The organism is Kitasatospora sp. NPDC004745 (assembly GCF_042873275.1).
Classification (GTDB): domain Bacteria; phylum Actinomycetota; class Actinomycetes; order Streptomycetales; family Streptomycetaceae; genus Kitasatospora.
Map to the genome: position 1 here is coordinate 1 of NZ_JBIALK010000021.1, position 12,846 is coordinate 12,846.

At 74.2% G+C, this 12,846-nt stretch carries 12 protein-coding genes; 5 read left to right on the plus strand and 7 right to left on the minus strand.

Annotation, left to right across the window (positions count from 1 at the left end):
* Positions 1-216: 216 nt before the first annotated feature.
* The 4 genes from ACFYUY_RS28280 to ACFYUY_RS28295 form a co-directional block, all read right to left on the minus strand.
* The gene (locus ACFYUY_RS28280; protein WP_360212948.1) at positions 217-918 is read right to left on the minus strand and encodes a phosphoadenylyl-sulfate reductase; all 702 of its coding nucleotides are present in this window, start codon (positions 916-918) and stop codon (positions 217-219) included.
* Positions 899-1,081 carry a hypothetical protein gene (locus ACFYUY_RS28285; RefSeq protein ID WP_360212950.1) on the minus strand — a complete coding sequence of 61 codons (183 nt, stop codon included), beginning with the start codon at positions 1,079-1,081 and terminating at the stop codon, positions 899-901. The genes ACFYUY_RS28280 and ACFYUY_RS28285 overlap by 20 nt, the downstream gene beginning before the upstream one ends.
* A 28-nt stretch (positions 1,082-1,109) precedes the next feature.
* Positions 1,110-2,834: a nitrite/sulfite reductase gene (locus tag ACFYUY_RS28290; RefSeq protein WP_387904792.1), complete on the minus strand. Its 1,725-nt coding sequence runs from the start codon at positions 2,832-2,834 to the stop codon at positions 1,110-1,112.
* 198 nt (positions 2,835-3,032) lie between these two features.
* Complete coding sequence (locus ACFYUY_RS28295; RefSeq protein WP_317621159.1) at positions 3,033-3,116, minus strand: putative leader peptide; 84 nt, start codon at positions 3,114-3,116, stop codon at positions 3,033-3,035.
* Positions 3,117-3,293: 177 nt separating this feature from the next.
* On the opposite strand from ACFYUY_RS28295, the gene ACFYUY_RS28300 reads away from it, so the two are divergent.
* Positions 3,294-4,589: a YihY/virulence factor BrkB family protein gene (locus tag ACFYUY_RS28300; RefSeq protein ID WP_360212954.1), complete on the plus strand. Its 1,296-nt coding sequence runs from the start codon at positions 3,294-3,296 to the stop codon at positions 4,587-4,589.
* Positions 4,590-4,788: 199 nt separating this feature from the next.
* Here ACFYUY_RS28300 and ACFYUY_RS28305 read toward each other — a convergent pair whose 3' ends face one another.
* Positions 4,789-6,447 (minus strand): FtsW/RodA/SpoVE family cell cycle protein, encoded by a 1,659-nt coding sequence (locus ACFYUY_RS28305; protein WP_387904795.1) that lies wholly within the window; start codon positions 6,445-6,447, stop codon positions 4,789-4,791.
* 314 nt (positions 6,448-6,761) lie between these two features.
* Between ACFYUY_RS28305 and ACFYUY_RS28310 the strand changes: the two genes are divergently transcribed.
* Both ACFYUY_RS28310 and rsgA read left to right on the plus strand, forming a co-directional pair.
* Positions 6,762-7,757, plus strand: coding sequence for a cytochrome c oxidase assembly protein (locus ACFYUY_RS28310; protein WP_387904798.1), 996 nt, complete (start codon positions 6,762-6,764; stop codon positions 7,755-7,757).
* Positions 7,758-8,165: 408 nt separating this feature from the next.
* The gene (gene rsgA / locus ACFYUY_RS28315; protein WP_387904800.1) at positions 8,166-9,305 is read left to right on the plus strand and encodes a ribosome small subunit-dependent GTPase A; all 1,140 of its coding nucleotides are present in this window, start codon (positions 8,166-8,168) and stop codon (positions 9,303-9,305) included.
* 46 nt (positions 9,306-9,351) lie between these two features.
* On the opposite strand, the gene ACFYUY_RS28320 is transcribed toward rsgA, so the two are convergent.
* Positions 9,352-9,816, minus strand: coding sequence for an ASCH domain-containing protein (locus ACFYUY_RS28320; RefSeq protein ID WP_387904803.1), 465 nt, complete (start codon positions 9,814-9,816; stop codon positions 9,352-9,354).
* 197 nt (positions 9,817-10,013) lie between these two features.
* On the opposite strand from ACFYUY_RS28320, the gene ACFYUY_RS28325 reads away from it, so the two are divergent.
* Positions 10,014-11,585 (plus strand): AlkA N-terminal domain-containing protein, encoded by a 1,572-nt coding sequence (locus tag ACFYUY_RS28325; protein ID WP_360213100.1) that lies wholly within the window; start codon positions 10,014-10,016, stop codon positions 11,583-11,585.
* Positions 11,582-12,091 (plus strand): methylated-DNA--[protein]-cysteine S-methyltransferase, encoded by a 510-nt coding sequence (locus ACFYUY_RS28330; protein WP_387904805.1) that lies wholly within the window; start codon positions 11,582-11,584, stop codon positions 12,089-12,091. The genes ACFYUY_RS28325 and ACFYUY_RS28330 overlap by 4 nt, the downstream gene beginning before the upstream one ends.
* Positions 12,092-12,183: 92 nt before the next feature.
* On the opposite strand, the gene ACFYUY_RS28335 is transcribed toward ACFYUY_RS28330, so the two are convergent.
* The gene (locus tag ACFYUY_RS28335; protein WP_360212966.1) at positions 12,184-12,702 is read right to left on the minus strand and encodes a GNAT family N-acetyltransferase; all 519 of its coding nucleotides are present in this window, start codon (positions 12,700-12,702) and stop codon (positions 12,184-12,186) included.
* Positions 12,703-12,846: the final 144 nt, after the last annotated feature.

A 12,846-nucleotide genomic window follows, 5' to 3' on the forward strand; every position in this document is an offset into this window, starting at 1 on the left:
CCAGGGCGAAGGCGAGCGTGGTCTTGCCCGCGCTCGGCAGCCCGGTCAGCCACACGGTGGCGCCGCGCTCGCAGGGGCCGGCCGCGCGGGCCGCCCCTGCGGCTGCGGCCGCGGCGGCCGGGGTGTGAACTGTGGTCACGGTGGAGTCCTTCGTCGGTAGGTGGCGGTGGGTCGGAGAGGGGGAGGGGGCGGTGCCGGAACGGCGGTGGCGGTGGGTCAGAGGTGGATGCCGCACTCGGTCTTGCCCGAGCCGGACCAGCGGCCGGCCCTGGCGTCCTCGCCCTCCGCGGGCTTGCGGGTGCAGGACAGCGGCGAGCAGCCGATGGACGTGTAGCCCTCCCACAGCAGCGGGTTGAGCAGCACGCCGTTGGCGGCGACGTAGGCGTCGACGTCCTCCTGCGTCCAGCGGGCGATCGGGGCGATCTTGACCTTGCGGCGCTTGGCGTCCCAGGCCACCACCGGGGTGTTCGCCCGGGTCGGGGACTCGTCGCGCCGCACGCCGGTGGCCCAGGCGTCGTAGCCGCCGAGGCCGCGGTTCAGCGGCTCGACCTTGCGCAGCGCGCAGCACAGGTCCGGGTCGCGGTCGTGCAGGTGCGGTCCGTGCTCGGCGTCCTGCTCGGCCACCGTGCGCAGCGGCTGGAGCGTGATGACGTTGACCGGCATGGTCGCGGCCACCGCGTCACGGGTGCCGATGGTCTCCGCGAAGTGGTAGCCGGTGTCCAGGAACACGACGTCCACGCCGGGGAACACCGAGGAGGCGAGGTGGGCGACCACCGCGTCCTCCATCGAGGAGGTGACGCAGAACCGGCTGCCGAAGGTGTCGGCGGCCCAGCGCAGGATCTCCTGCGCCGTGGCCTCCTCCAGCTCCCGTGCGGCGGTGGTGGCGATCGCCTCGTAGTCAGTCGTTGCGCTGGTCATCGGACGGACCCCCGTGGTTGGTCGCGGACAGCAGGCCGAGGAACTTCAACTGGAATGCGCGGCGGCACCCGTGGCATTCCCAGGCCCCGTGCCCGGCTTCGGAGGGGCGCAGGTCCTCGTCCCCGCAGTAGGGGCAGAAGAACGGCGCGGCACGCTCGCTCATCGGGCACCCCGCTTCTCCCGGTGCGCGGTCACGACAGCTGCTCCTCGCCGGCCCGGGCCGCCCACTGGGCGAAGCGCTCGCCCTCGGCGCGGTCGGCCTGGTAGCGGGTCAGGACGCGCTCGACGTAGTCCGGCAGGCCCTCCTTGGTGACCTTGAGGCCGCGGACCTTGCGGCCGAAACCGGCCTCCAGGCCCAGCGCGCCGCCCAGGTGCACCTGGTAGCCCTCGACCTGGTTGCCGTCATCGTCGGTGACGAGCTGGCCCTTGAGGCCGATGTCGGCGACCTGGATGCGGGCGCAGGCGTTCGGGCAGCCGTTGATGTTGATGGTCAGCGGCTCGGAGAAGTCGGGCAGGCGCTTCTCCAGCTCGTCGATGAGCGTGCGGCCGCGCTCCTTGGTCTCGACGATGGCGAGCTTGCAGTACTCGATGCCGGTGCAGGCCATGGTGCCGCGGCGGAACGGCGACGGGGTGACCCGCAGGTCGAGCGCCTCCAGGCCGGCCACCACGGACTCGACCTGGTCCTCGGCGACGTCGAGGATCAGCATCTTCTGCTCGGCGGTGGTGCGCAGCCGGTCGCTGCCGTGGGCGGCGGCGAGGTCGGCGATCTGCCCGAGCAGCCGGCCGTCGACGCGGCCGACGCGCGGCGCGAAGCCGATGTAGTAGTTGCCGTCCTTCTGCTTGTGGACGCCGACGTGGTCGCGCCAGCGGGCGACCGGCTCGGCGGGCGCGGGGCCGTCGACCAGGCGGCGGCCGAGGTACTCGTCCTCCAGCACCTGACGGAACTTCTCCTGGCCCCAGTCGGCGACCAGGAACTTCAGCCGGGCGCGGTTGCGCAGCCGGCGGTAGCCGTAGTCGCGGAAGATGCCGATGACGCCGCCGTAGACGTCGGCGACCTCGTCCAGCGGGACCCAGGCACCCAGTCGCACGCCGAGGCGGGGGTTGGTCGAGAGGCCGCCGCCGACCCAGAGGTCGAAGCCGGGGCCGTGCTCGGGGTGGACGACGCCGACGAAGGCGATGTCGTTGATCTCGTGCGCCACGTCCAGCAGCGGGGAGCCGGAGACGGCGGACTTGAACTTGCGCGGCAGGTTGGAGAAGTCCTTGTTGCCGATGAAGCGGCGCTGGATCTCGTCGATGGCGGGGGTGCCGTCGATGATCTCGTCCTCGGCGATGCCGGCCACCGGGGAGCCGAGGATGACGCGCGGGGTGTCACCGCAGGCCTCGGTGGTGGAGAGGCCGACGGCCTCCAGCTTCTGCCAGATCGCCGGGACGTCCTCGATCCGGATCCAGTGGTACTGCACGTTCTGGCGGTCGGTCAGGTCGGCGGTGTTGCGGCCGTACTGCTCGGAGACCTCGGCGATCGCCTTCAGCTGGGCGACGGTCAGCCGGCCGCCGTCGATGCGCACGCGGAGCATGAAGTACTCGGCGTCGAGCTCGTGCGGGTCCAGGATCGCGGTCTTGCCGCCGTCGATGCCCTCCTTGCGCTGGGTGTACAGGCCCCACCAGCGCATCCGGCCGCGCAGGTCCGCCGGGTCGATCGAGTCGAAGCCCCGGTGCGCGTAGATCGTCTCAATGCGTGTCCGCACATTGAGACCGTCGTCGTCCTTCTTGAACTGCTCGTTGGCGTTCAGGGGGGTGTGGTGGCCCATGCCCCACTGGCCCTCACCGCGGTGGCGGGTCACCTTGCGCGGCGCCGCGGGGCGGCGCGCGGGCGCGCGGTCGGCCGCGGGCTCGGTGGTCTCGGGAGTGGTGGCCATGGTGAAGTCCTTCGGGGCAGGTGGCTCTGACGCCGGGTTGGTCGCTGGGCGTGCTCGGCGGGGCGGGGCTGCTGTGACCTGCGGGTTTTCCCAGGGCCGGAGAGAGCAGTGACCGTGGCCGGGCGGGCGCCTGCGCGTCCGCTTCAGCGGGGACGGCGAGGTGGATGGCGCCGGGTGCGGTGGTGCGGCGGGGTGGGCTCAGATCACCGGACAGATGGCGCTGGACACGCGGAGGAGGTCGACGTGGAGTCGACCTACCAGGGTGGTTCCGGCGCTAGACATGGCAAGAGATTCGCACGGCGCGGGACTCGCGGTCCACTAACATCCGCATTGTGGACGCTGAGGTTTCGTCATGTGAGACTCACGGAGGTTCCCGCCGCTCCCGGCCCCGGGGCCTCCCGTGCGACCGTACCCCGGGGGAGATCAACCGCGCGGGCCCGGCCCGATACCGTTAGCCCTGTGCAAGCAGCAGGCGATACGAGCAGACCGACCCCCGAACGGCCGTCCCGGCGCCGGGGCAAGGGCTCCCGGCGCGCGGCCAAACAGGCCACCTGGCGCCGCACGGCGTGGGAACTCGTCAGGGACACCACCAACACCTGCGTCGAGTACCGGGTCACCGGCCTCGCCGCGGAGGCGGCCTTCTTCACCCTGCTGTCGATCCCACCGCTGCTGCTCGGCCTGGCCGGCACCCTCGGCTACCTCGACGAGTTCCTCGGCGCGGGCACCATCGACCGGCTCAAGCACGACATCGTCTCGGCCTCCGGAACGGTGCTGTCCGACTCCTCCGTCACGCAGGTCGTCGTCCCGCTGCTGAACCAGGTGTTCGACCACACCCGGCCCGACCTCATCTCGATCGGCTTCCTGCTGTCGCTGTGGTCCGGCTCCAGAGCGCTCTACATCTTCATCGACACCATCACCGTCATGTACGGGCTCGACGGCAAGCGCGGCATCGTCAAGACCCGGCTGATGTCCCTCGGCCTCTACCTCGGCGCCCTCGTCATCGGCTCCCTCGTGCTGCCGCTGCTGATGGCCGGTCCGGGCCTGATCGAGAACGCCGTGCCGGGCGTCGCGGGGCTGGTCGGCGCCACCTACTGGCCGGTCGCGATCCTGCTGCTGATCGTCTCCCTGACCACCCTCTACCACCTGGCCGTCCCCGTCTCCACCCCGTGGCGCGAGGACATCCCCGGCGCCCTGGTCGCCCTGGTGGTGCTGGTCGTCTGCAGCGTCGCGCTGCGGATCTACCTGGTCAGCTCGGTCGAGGGCCCCACGGTGTACGGCTCGCTGGCCGCGCCGGTGGCCGTCCTGCTGTGGATCTTCGTGGTCGCCCTGGCCGTCCTCATCGGCGCCGCCATGAACGCCGCCATAGACCGCCGCTGGCCCACCCTGGAGACCGCCGACGCCCGCGCCGAGAACGAGCGCGCCCACGAGGAGGCCGCCGCCGCCGTCGTGCGCGAGGTCGCCGCCCGGCGGGCCGTCGAACGGGCCCGGCGCGCCCGCGAACTCGGCCTCGCCGAGGGGGCCGAGGAGGAGTGGGAGGACGAGGGCGACGACACCGAGGCCGACGTCCCCTCCGAGTACCCGGAACGCTGGGCCGACGTGCTGGCCGCCGACAACGTCCGCGGCCGGCTCACCGCCCGCGGCGGGCCCCACCACCGGCCCGGGCCGCCCCCGCCGGACAGCGACCGGCCGGCCGGGCCGCCGCCGGAGCGGCCGGCGCCCAGCTACCCGCCCAAGCCGCCGTGGGAGCAGCAGTAGGGGTGGCGGCGGGGGCCGGTGGGGGCCGGGGTCCGGCTGGGGCCGGGAGCACGGCAGGGCCCGGCCCGTCGGGCTGGTCCGTGGGGCTGGTTCGTAGGCCGGGACGTGCGGCAGGGCCTCTCCCGCGGGTGCGGGGAGGCCCTGTCGTCGTCCGGTGCCGGCCCGGGCCCCTCCCGGGGTTGCGCGGGAGGGACGGGGGTCAGGCGGTGGCGGGGTTCGGCGGGAACGGGAGGTTCGGGGCGTGCGGGCCGTGCGGCCCGTGCGGGGCCGGGGGGTGGCCGAACGGGGACGCCTCGGCAGGGGCGTGCGAGCCGGCCGGGTCCGCGGGCGTCGGCGTCCCGTAGGTCGGGGTGCCGGGCGTCGGGGTGCCGGGTGTCGGGGTCCCCACCGGCGGGGTGCCCGTCGCCGGTCCGCCCGGGGCCGCCGACCGGTCGGGACGGCCGGCCTGGACCGGGAGCGGCTCCGGGCCCGGCTGGGCCGGCTCCAGCGCCGTGCGCCCGGCCGAGTCGCTCAGCTTGATCAGCAGGGCCACGATCAGCCAGTTCGCCAGCAGCGACGAGCCGCCCGCCGCCAGGAACGGCAGCGCCTTGCCCGTCAGCGGGACCAGCCCGCTCACCCCGCCGACCACCACGAACACCTGCAGCGCCAGCGCCGTCGACAGCCCGGCCGCGAGCAGCTTGCCGAAGGGGTCGGTCAGCCCGACCGCCGTGCGCAGCCCGCGCTGGACCAGCAGCAGGTAGACCAGCAGCACGGCCGTCACCCCGGCCAGGCCCAGCTCCTCGCCGATCGTGGTGAAGACGAAGTCGCTGCGCCCGGCGAACCCGATCAGCCAGGGGCGTCCCGAACCCAGGCCCGTCCCCGTCAGGTGTCCGGTGCCGAGGCTGAACAGCGCCTCCGCGGGCTGGTCGGAGATGATCGCCGGGTCGTGGTGCTCCTTGTAGATGTCCAGCGGGTGCAGCCAGGCCTCGACGCGCCCGTGCACGTGCGGCTCCACGGTGCCGACCACCGCCGCGCCGCCGACGGCCATCAGGACGCCGAGCACCACCCAGCTGGTCCGCTCGGTCGCCACGTACAGCATCACGACGAAGACGCCGAAGAAGATCAGCGAGGTGCCGAGGTCGCGCTCGAAGACCAGCACCAGCAGGCTGACCACCCAGATCGCCAGCACCGGGCCGGCGTGCCGTCCGCGCGGCAGGGTCAGCCCCCAGACCTTCCGGCCGGCCAGCGCCAGTGCGTCCCGGGAGGCCATCAGGTAGCCGGCGAAGAAGATCGTGATCGCGACCTTCACGAACTCGTCCGGCTCGAAGGAGAGCCCGAACAGGCGGATCCAGCGCTTCGCGCCGAAGTCCTCCGCCCGGCCGGGGAAGAAGGCCGGCGCCGCCAGCAGGATCAGCGCGCCGGTCATCAGCAGGTACACGTACCGCTGGAAGAACCGGTGGTGCTTGATCAGCACGATCAGCCCGATCGCCACCGCGACCGAGATGAACACCCACATCAGCTGCGAGGGCGCGGCCGGCAGCTTCTGGTAGTCGCCCTTCGCGGCGTGCACCGCCTTGTACGAGACGTCCAGCCGGTCGAGCAGCATCAGGCCGAAGCCGGTCAGGAAGACGCCCAGCGGGAGGATCAGCGGATCCGCGTACGGGGCGAACCGGCGCACCGCCAGGTGGGCAGCCCCGGCCAGCCCGCCCAGGGCCAGCGCGTGCACCAGCAGACCGTGCGGCATCGCCCCGGTCAGCGCCAGATCGGCGTCGACGTGGCCCGCCAGGCAGACGGCCACCGCGAGCGCCAGCAGACCGAGCTCGATGTTGCGGTGGCGCCCCGCCAGGCGGCGGCCCTCGCTGCGTGCAGTGCTGAGCACCCTTGTCGTCCCCTTGTCATGACCCCGTGGCCGCTACCGCCGACGGTGCATCCTGCCAGACGGGACGGGCGCCCCGGCGGTTGCGCGGAGGCGGGTGACCAGACCAGAACTTTGCCCGGGCAAGGCTTTGTCCGGGGCCGGGTAAAGCCTTGTCCTGGTGCAGGTATAGAGGTGGGGCCCGGGCGCGGGCGGGGCCGGCCGGGGGGCCATCATGGCCGGGCACGGCGCCGGGCCCGCGCGACCTCCGGAGCGGGGGCCGCGACCCGGGACGCCGGTGCGGCGGCGGACCGGCAGCGGGCGAACGAGGTGGACGGATGGACGGCGCGGTGCGGGAACTCGCCTACAGCGGCCCGCCCCCCTGGCAGTGGTCCGACCTCGCCACCTCGTGGACGGCCGAACCACTGGTGCTCGGCCTCTCCGTGCTGCTCGCCGGCTGGTACCTGTCCGCGGTGCGCTCCGTCCGCCGCGCCGGGGGCCCCCGCTGGCAGCCCTCCCGCACCGCCGCCTTCCTCGGCGGGCTGCTGCTCTGGATCTGGTGCACCTGCTCCGGGCTCGGCGTCTACGAACGCGTGCTGTTCACCGACCGGGCCGTGCAGGTCGTGCTGCTGCTCATGGTCGTGCCGCTGCTGCTCGCGCTCGGCGCGCCGGTCTCGCTGCTGGTCGCGGCCGCGCCGCCGGCCCGGCGCGAGCGCGTCCTGCGGGCGCTGCGCAGCCGGCCGTCCAAGGTGCTGATGTTCCCGGCCGTCTCCACCGCGCTGCTGATGGCGCCGCCGTGGCTGCTGTACTGCACGCCCTGGTACGAGGAGTCGGTGTCCAGCGCGGCGGGGAACGTGCTGCTGCACCTGGCCCTGGTGCTGCTCGGCCTGGCGTACTTCTGGCCGCGGCTGCAGATCGACCCGGTCGGGCACGAGTACCCGCACCTGGTCGGGCTGTTCATCACCTTCGCCGAGGTGATCTTCGACGCGGCGCTCGGGCTGGTGCTGATCTACGGCGGGCACCTGGTCGCCGAGCACTACTACGTGGCGCTCGGGCGGCCGTGGGGGCCGAGCCTCGCGCAGGACCAGACCTGGGGCGGCAACGCGCTGTGGGTGCTGGGCGACCTGGTCGGGCTGCCGTTCCTCGCCGCCCTGGTGCGGCGGATGGTGGTGCAGGGGCGGGAGGAGACCGAGGCGGTGGACGCCGAGCTGGACGCCCGCTTCGAGGCGGCCGCGGCGGAGGCGCTGGAGGAGGGGCGGCCGGCCGAGGAGGAGGCCGGGATGCGGCCCTGGTGGCTGGACGACCCGAACCTCAAGCACCGGTACGGCGGGTAGGGCCGGGCGGGACGCCGGGGTCCGGCGGGCGGGGCTCGGCGGGGCGAAGGCGTGGCGCTGGTGGGGCGCTGGCGGGGCGCAGGCGGGGCGAAGGCGGGGCGAAGGCGGGGCGAAGGCAGGGCCAAAGTTTGCCCCTCGTGGGGTTCATCCCGCCCTCGCCCCCGCATTCGTGCAGGTCAAAAACCCGTTGGCGGGAGCGCGCCGCTCCGCTAGCGTTTGGCACGTCCGGTTCGGGCGCCGAGAGGCCGCCCGAGGAGTAGAGAGCAGGAGGTGGCCCCCGTGGTTGTCGTTGCCCCGATAGCTGCCCTGGGCAGCACGCGCGTTCACCTCCTCACCCCGGCCGCCAGCTGACCTCTCCGCGCCAGCCGCAGCCCGCCGGGACCATCTCCTCCCGAAGGACACACTGCGTTGTTCAACGCTGCCTCCACTTCGTCGTTCCCTCTTTCCTCTTCCTCTTCTTCGTCGCCGTCCTCCGGTGACGCGCCGCTGGCCGGGTACGGCTGGACGTCCGACCTCGCCGAGCAGTTCGCCCCGTACGTCGAGGCCGGGCTGCTCCCGGCCCGGATCGTCCGGGTCGACCGCGGCCAGTGCGACGCCGTGCTCGCCGACCCGGACACCGGCGAGCCGCGCACCGTCCGGCTCGACACCCGGCCGGTGGGCGACGCCGACATGATCAACTGCCCGTGCACCGGCGACTGGGCCGCCGTGGACCTCCACGCCCGGCCGATGGCCGCCGTCACCGCGCTGCTGCCGCGCTCCACCGCGATCATCCGCAAGGTGGCGGGCAAGCGCTCCGACGGCCAGGTGCTGGCCGCCAACGTCGACTCCGTCCTGATCACCGCCTCGCTGGCGGCCGACCCCGACCTCGGCAGGATCGAGCGCTTCCTCGCCCTGGCCTGGGAGTCCGGCGCCGAGCCACTGGTCGTCCTCACCAAGGCCGACCTGGTGCACGACGCCGAGTTCATCCGGGCCGACGTCGAGGCGATCGCGCCCGGCGTGACGGTGCTCGTGGTCAGCGCCGAGACGGGTGAGGGCATGGACGTGCTGCGCGCCTGCATCCCCGGCACCACAGCGCTGATCGGCCAGTCCGGCGTGGGCAAGTCCACGCTCACCAACACCCTCGCGGGCACCGCCGTGATGGCCGTCCAGGAAGCCCGCGAGGGCGACCAGAAGGGCCGCCACACCACGACCACCCGTGAGCTGTTCCCGCTGGCCGGCGGGGGCGTGCTGATAGACACCCCCGGGCTGCGCGAGGTCGGCCTCTACGGTGGCGAGGGCGTGGAGATGGCCTTCGGCGACATCGCCGAACTGGCCGAGGACTGCCGGTTCCACGACTGCGGGCACCACACCGAGCCCGGCTGCGCGGTGCAGGCCGCTCTGGCCGACGGCACGCTGCCGCAGCGCCGGATGGACAGCTACCTCAAGCTCCAGCGCGAGAACGAGTGGATCGCCTCCCGCTCGGACGCCCGGCTGGCCTCGGCGCGGCTCAAGAAGTGGAAGACGATCACCAAGTCGATGCGCGCCTCGGGAGGTCCGGTGAAGCGCTGACCAGGCCCGCGCCGGCCGTGACCGGCCTCCGCGCGGGCCACTCGGCTCAGCGGAGGTCGGCCAGCAGGCGGAAGCGTTCCAGGACGACCGAGGTGGTGTCGTCCACGGTGAAGCCCGGGTCACCGAGGGCGCCGCGCAGCTCGGGGCCGTGCCAGAAGCGCTCGTGCGCCGAGCGCCAGGCGGCCACCGTGTCGTACCCCTCGCCCTCGTCGAGGGCGTGCTGCAGGTCGACCTCGGAGAGCGGGACGATCCGGACGTGCGCGGTCTCGATCACGGCGATCCGGCGGTCGGCCGAGTCGAGCACCGCGGTCAGCTCCCCGACCAGGGGGAGGGGCTCGTCCGCGACCTCGTACTCGGTCAGCAGACCGGTGGTGCTCGTCTTCGCGCCGCTGAGGACGGCCGTGACCAGGGCGTCCCGCAGCGGACCGGGAAAGGCGAACTCGGCCGGGCGCATGGCGACGATCCTGGGGTCGTCCGGGCCGGTGTAGGGCTGCGTGCTCAGATCGCTCATTCGGGCGAGCGTATCCGCCGTGGTTGCTCCGGGCCCGGGATTATCGGGCGGCGGCCGAGGGCCACCCGGCGACCCAGAGAGCCGGGGTGGTCCGGGCTGGGTGAGCTGGTCCGGGCTGGGTGGGCCGCGGGTCCTGGGTGGTGGGCGGTGGGTGGTGGGCGGGGTGGGGGAGGGGGGGAGGGGAGGCCCCCATGGCGATGTCCGATTCCCGCCAGTCACCCCCTCCCCGGTGCCGCAGACTGGACAGCGTGATCGACGACGACATCCGGTACCGCGCAGTGGACAGCCGCGACGCCCGTTTCGACGGCGTCTTCTTCACGGCCGTCACCTCGACCGGCATCTACTGCCGACCGAGCTGCCCCGCCGTGACCCCCAAGCGAGTCAACTGCGTCTTCTACCCCAGCGCCGCGGCCGCCCAGGGCGCGGGCTTCCGCGCCTGCCGGCGCTGCCGGCCCGACTCCGTGCCGGGATCGCCGGAGTGGAACCACCGCGCCGACCTGGTCGGCCGCGCGATGCGCCTGATCGGCGACGGCGTGGTGGACCGCGAGGGCGTGGCGGGCCTGGCCGGCCGCCTCGGCTACAGCTCCCGGCAGCTCCAGCGCCAGCTGACCGCCGAACTCGGCGCCGGCCCGATCGCGCTGGCCCGCGCCCGGCGCGCCCAGACCGCCCGCCTGCTGCTCCAGACCACCGAACTGCCGGTCACCGACGTGGCGTTCGCGGCCGGCTTCGCCTCCGTCCGGCAGTTCAACGACACCGTCCGCGAGGTCTACGACCGCACCCCGAGCGGCCTGCGGGCCGAGGTCGCGGCCGGCCGCCGCACGGCGGCCCCGGCCGGTGGCCTCACCCTCCGGCTGGCCTACCGCGGCGCGCTCGACAGCGACCACCTGATCGACTTCCTGGCCCTGCGCGCCGTCCCCGGCGTCGAGGAGGTCGTCCCCGGGCAGCGCCCCGGCGTCCGGACCTACCGCCGCACCCTGGCCCTCCCGTACGGTCACGGCATCGCCGAGGTCGACGGCCTCGCGCCGGGCGAGCCGCGCACCCGCGGCTGGCTGGACTGCCGCCTGCTGCTCGCCGACCTGCGCGACCTGCCGACCGCCGTCCAGCGCCTGCGCGGCCTGTTCGACCTCGACGCCGATCCGGACGCGGTCGACGAGCAGCTGGGCGCCGACCCGGTGCTCGGCCCGTTGGTCCGCGCCCGCCCCGGTCTTCGCTCGCCCGGCCACGTGGACCCGCACGAGCTCGCCGTCCGCGCGGTCCTCGGCCAGCAGGTCACCGTCGGCGCCGCCCGTACGCTGGCCGGCCGGCTGGCCCGGAAGTACGGCGCCGCGCTGCCCGAACCCAGCGGTGGGCTGAACCTGCTCTTCCCGACCGCAGCGGTCCTGGCCACCGCTGACCCGGAGGACTTCGCGATGCCCGCCGCCCGCCGCCGGGCGCTCACCGGCCTCTGCGCCGCCCTGGCCGAGGGCGTGGTCCGGCTCGACGGCGGAGTGGACCGGGAGGAGTCCGCGGCGAGCCTGCTGGCCCTGCCCGGCATCGGCCCGTGGACCGTCGGCTACCTGAGGATGCGGGCCCTCGCCGACCCGGACGTCTTCCTCCCGGGCGACGCGGGCGTCAGGCACGGACTCGTCCGGCTCGGCGCCCCCGGCGACCCGAAGAACGCCGCCCGCGCGGCCGAGGCCTGGGCGCCCTGGCGCTCCTACGCCGTCCACCGGCTGTGGGCCGGGCCCGCGAGCACCACCAGTACCGGAACGGAGAACGCACAGGCATGAGCACCACCGTCTACACCACCATGGAGAGCCCGCTCGGCCGGCTGCTGCTGAGCGGCGTCCTGCCCGAGGACGGCGGGCCGGCCGCGCTGGCCACCGTCACCGCACCCGGCCAGAAGTACGCACTGGCCGAGCCCGCCGACGACTGGGTCCTCGACCCGGAGGCGCTGGCCGAGCCGGTCGCCCAGCTGACCGCCTACTTCGCGGGCGAGCGCACCGGCTTCGACCTCCCGCTCGCCCCGGTGGGCACCGAGTTCCGGCGGCGGATCTGGGCGGCCCTGGACGAGATCCCCTACGGCGAGACCGTCACCTACGGCCGGCTCGCCGACCTGGCCGGGGAGTCGCCGCGGGCGGTCCGGGCGGTCGGCGGGGCGGTGGGCGCCAACCCGCTGCTCATCGTCCGGCCCTGTCACCGGGTCATGGGGGCCGACGGCTCGCTGACCGGCTTCGCCGCCGGTGTGGACCGCAAGCGCTGGCTGCTGGAGTTGGAGAGCGGCACGCTGTTCTGACGCGGCCCGCCCGGCTGCGGGTGTCCCGCTCCTGCCGGGCCGACGCTTCCCGCCGTCGCCGTCCGGCCGTCGGCTTCCCGCCGTCCGGCCGCTCAGTCCTCCGGACTCCGGAGGTCCACCCGCCAGTCGTGGCTGCGCATGAACCGCCCGGGCGGGAACTCGAAGTCCGTCTCGCCGAGCAGCGTGAACCCGGCCTTCGCGCAGACCGCGTTGGAGGCGGGGTTGTCCACCGAGGGGAAGGCGTGCAGGTGGCGGTGGGCGCCCTCGCGGCGGGCGGCCGCGACGGCGGCGCGGGCGGCGGCGACGGCGATGCCCCGGCCCTGGTGCCCGGGCAGCACGTTCCACCCCATCTCGTGGACGGTCTCGCCCCGCCAGGTCCGGGTGCCGTAGCCGACGGTGCCGACGGCCTCGCCCTCGGGGAGCAGCACGATCCGGTACATGCAGCCGAGGCCGGACGGGACGAAGTCCAGGTAGCGCCGGTGCCGGACGAGGAGCTGCTCCTCGGTCTCCGGGCCGCCGACGTGCCGCTTCATCTCGGGGGTGTTGACGCGGCGCAGCAGCGCCAGGTCGGTGTCCGTCCAGGGTTCGATGAGGACCTGTGCCGTGGTCATGCCGGGCACCGTAGTGCGCCGCGGACCGTTCCGACCAGCGGTTTTCGCGGCCCGGACCCGCCCGGTCCGGACCGCCCGGTCCGGACCGCCCGGTCCGGACCCGCCCGGCGTCCGGCCCCGCCCGGCCCCCGCGGGGGCCGACCC

What these genes read in the sequence shown, in the direction of transcription:
- ACFYUY_RS28280 (WP_360212948.1), bottom strand. Translation starts at nt 918, where the DNA reads ATGACCAGCGCAACGACTGACTACGAGGCGATCGCCACCACCGCCGCA.
- ACFYUY_RS28285 (WP_360212950.1), bottom strand. Translation starts at nt 1,081, where the DNA reads ATGAGCGAGCGTGCCGCGCCGTTCTTCTGCCCCTACTGCGGGGACGAG.
- ACFYUY_RS28290 (WP_387904792.1), bottom strand. Translation starts at nt 2,834, where the DNA reads ATGGCCACCACTCCCGAGACCACCGAGCCCGCGGCCGACCGCGCGCCC.
- ACFYUY_RS28295 (WP_317621159.1), bottom strand. Translation starts at nt 3,116, where the DNA reads ATGTCTAGCGCCGGAACCACCCTGGTAGGTCGACTCCACGTCGACCTC.
- ACFYUY_RS28310 (WP_387904798.1), top strand. Translation starts at nt 6,762, where the DNA reads ATGGACGGCGCGGTGCGGGAACTCGCCTACAGCGGCCCGCCCCCCTGG.
- ACFYUY_RS28320 (WP_387904803.1), bottom strand. Translation starts at nt 9,816, where the DNA reads ATGAGCGATCTGAGCACGCAGCCCTACACCGGCCCGGACGACCCCAGG.
- ACFYUY_RS28325 (WP_360213100.1), top strand. Translation starts at nt 10,014, where the DNA reads ATGTCCGATTCCCGCCAGTCACCCCCTCCCCGGTGCCGCAGACTGGAC.
- ACFYUY_RS28330 (WP_387904805.1), top strand. Translation starts at nt 11,582, where the DNA reads ATGAGCACCACCGTCTACACCACCATGGAGAGCCCGCTCGGCCGGCTG.
- ACFYUY_RS28335 (WP_360212966.1), bottom strand. Translation starts at nt 12,702, where the DNA reads ATGACCACGGCACAGGTCCTCATCGAACCCTGGACGGACACCGACCTG.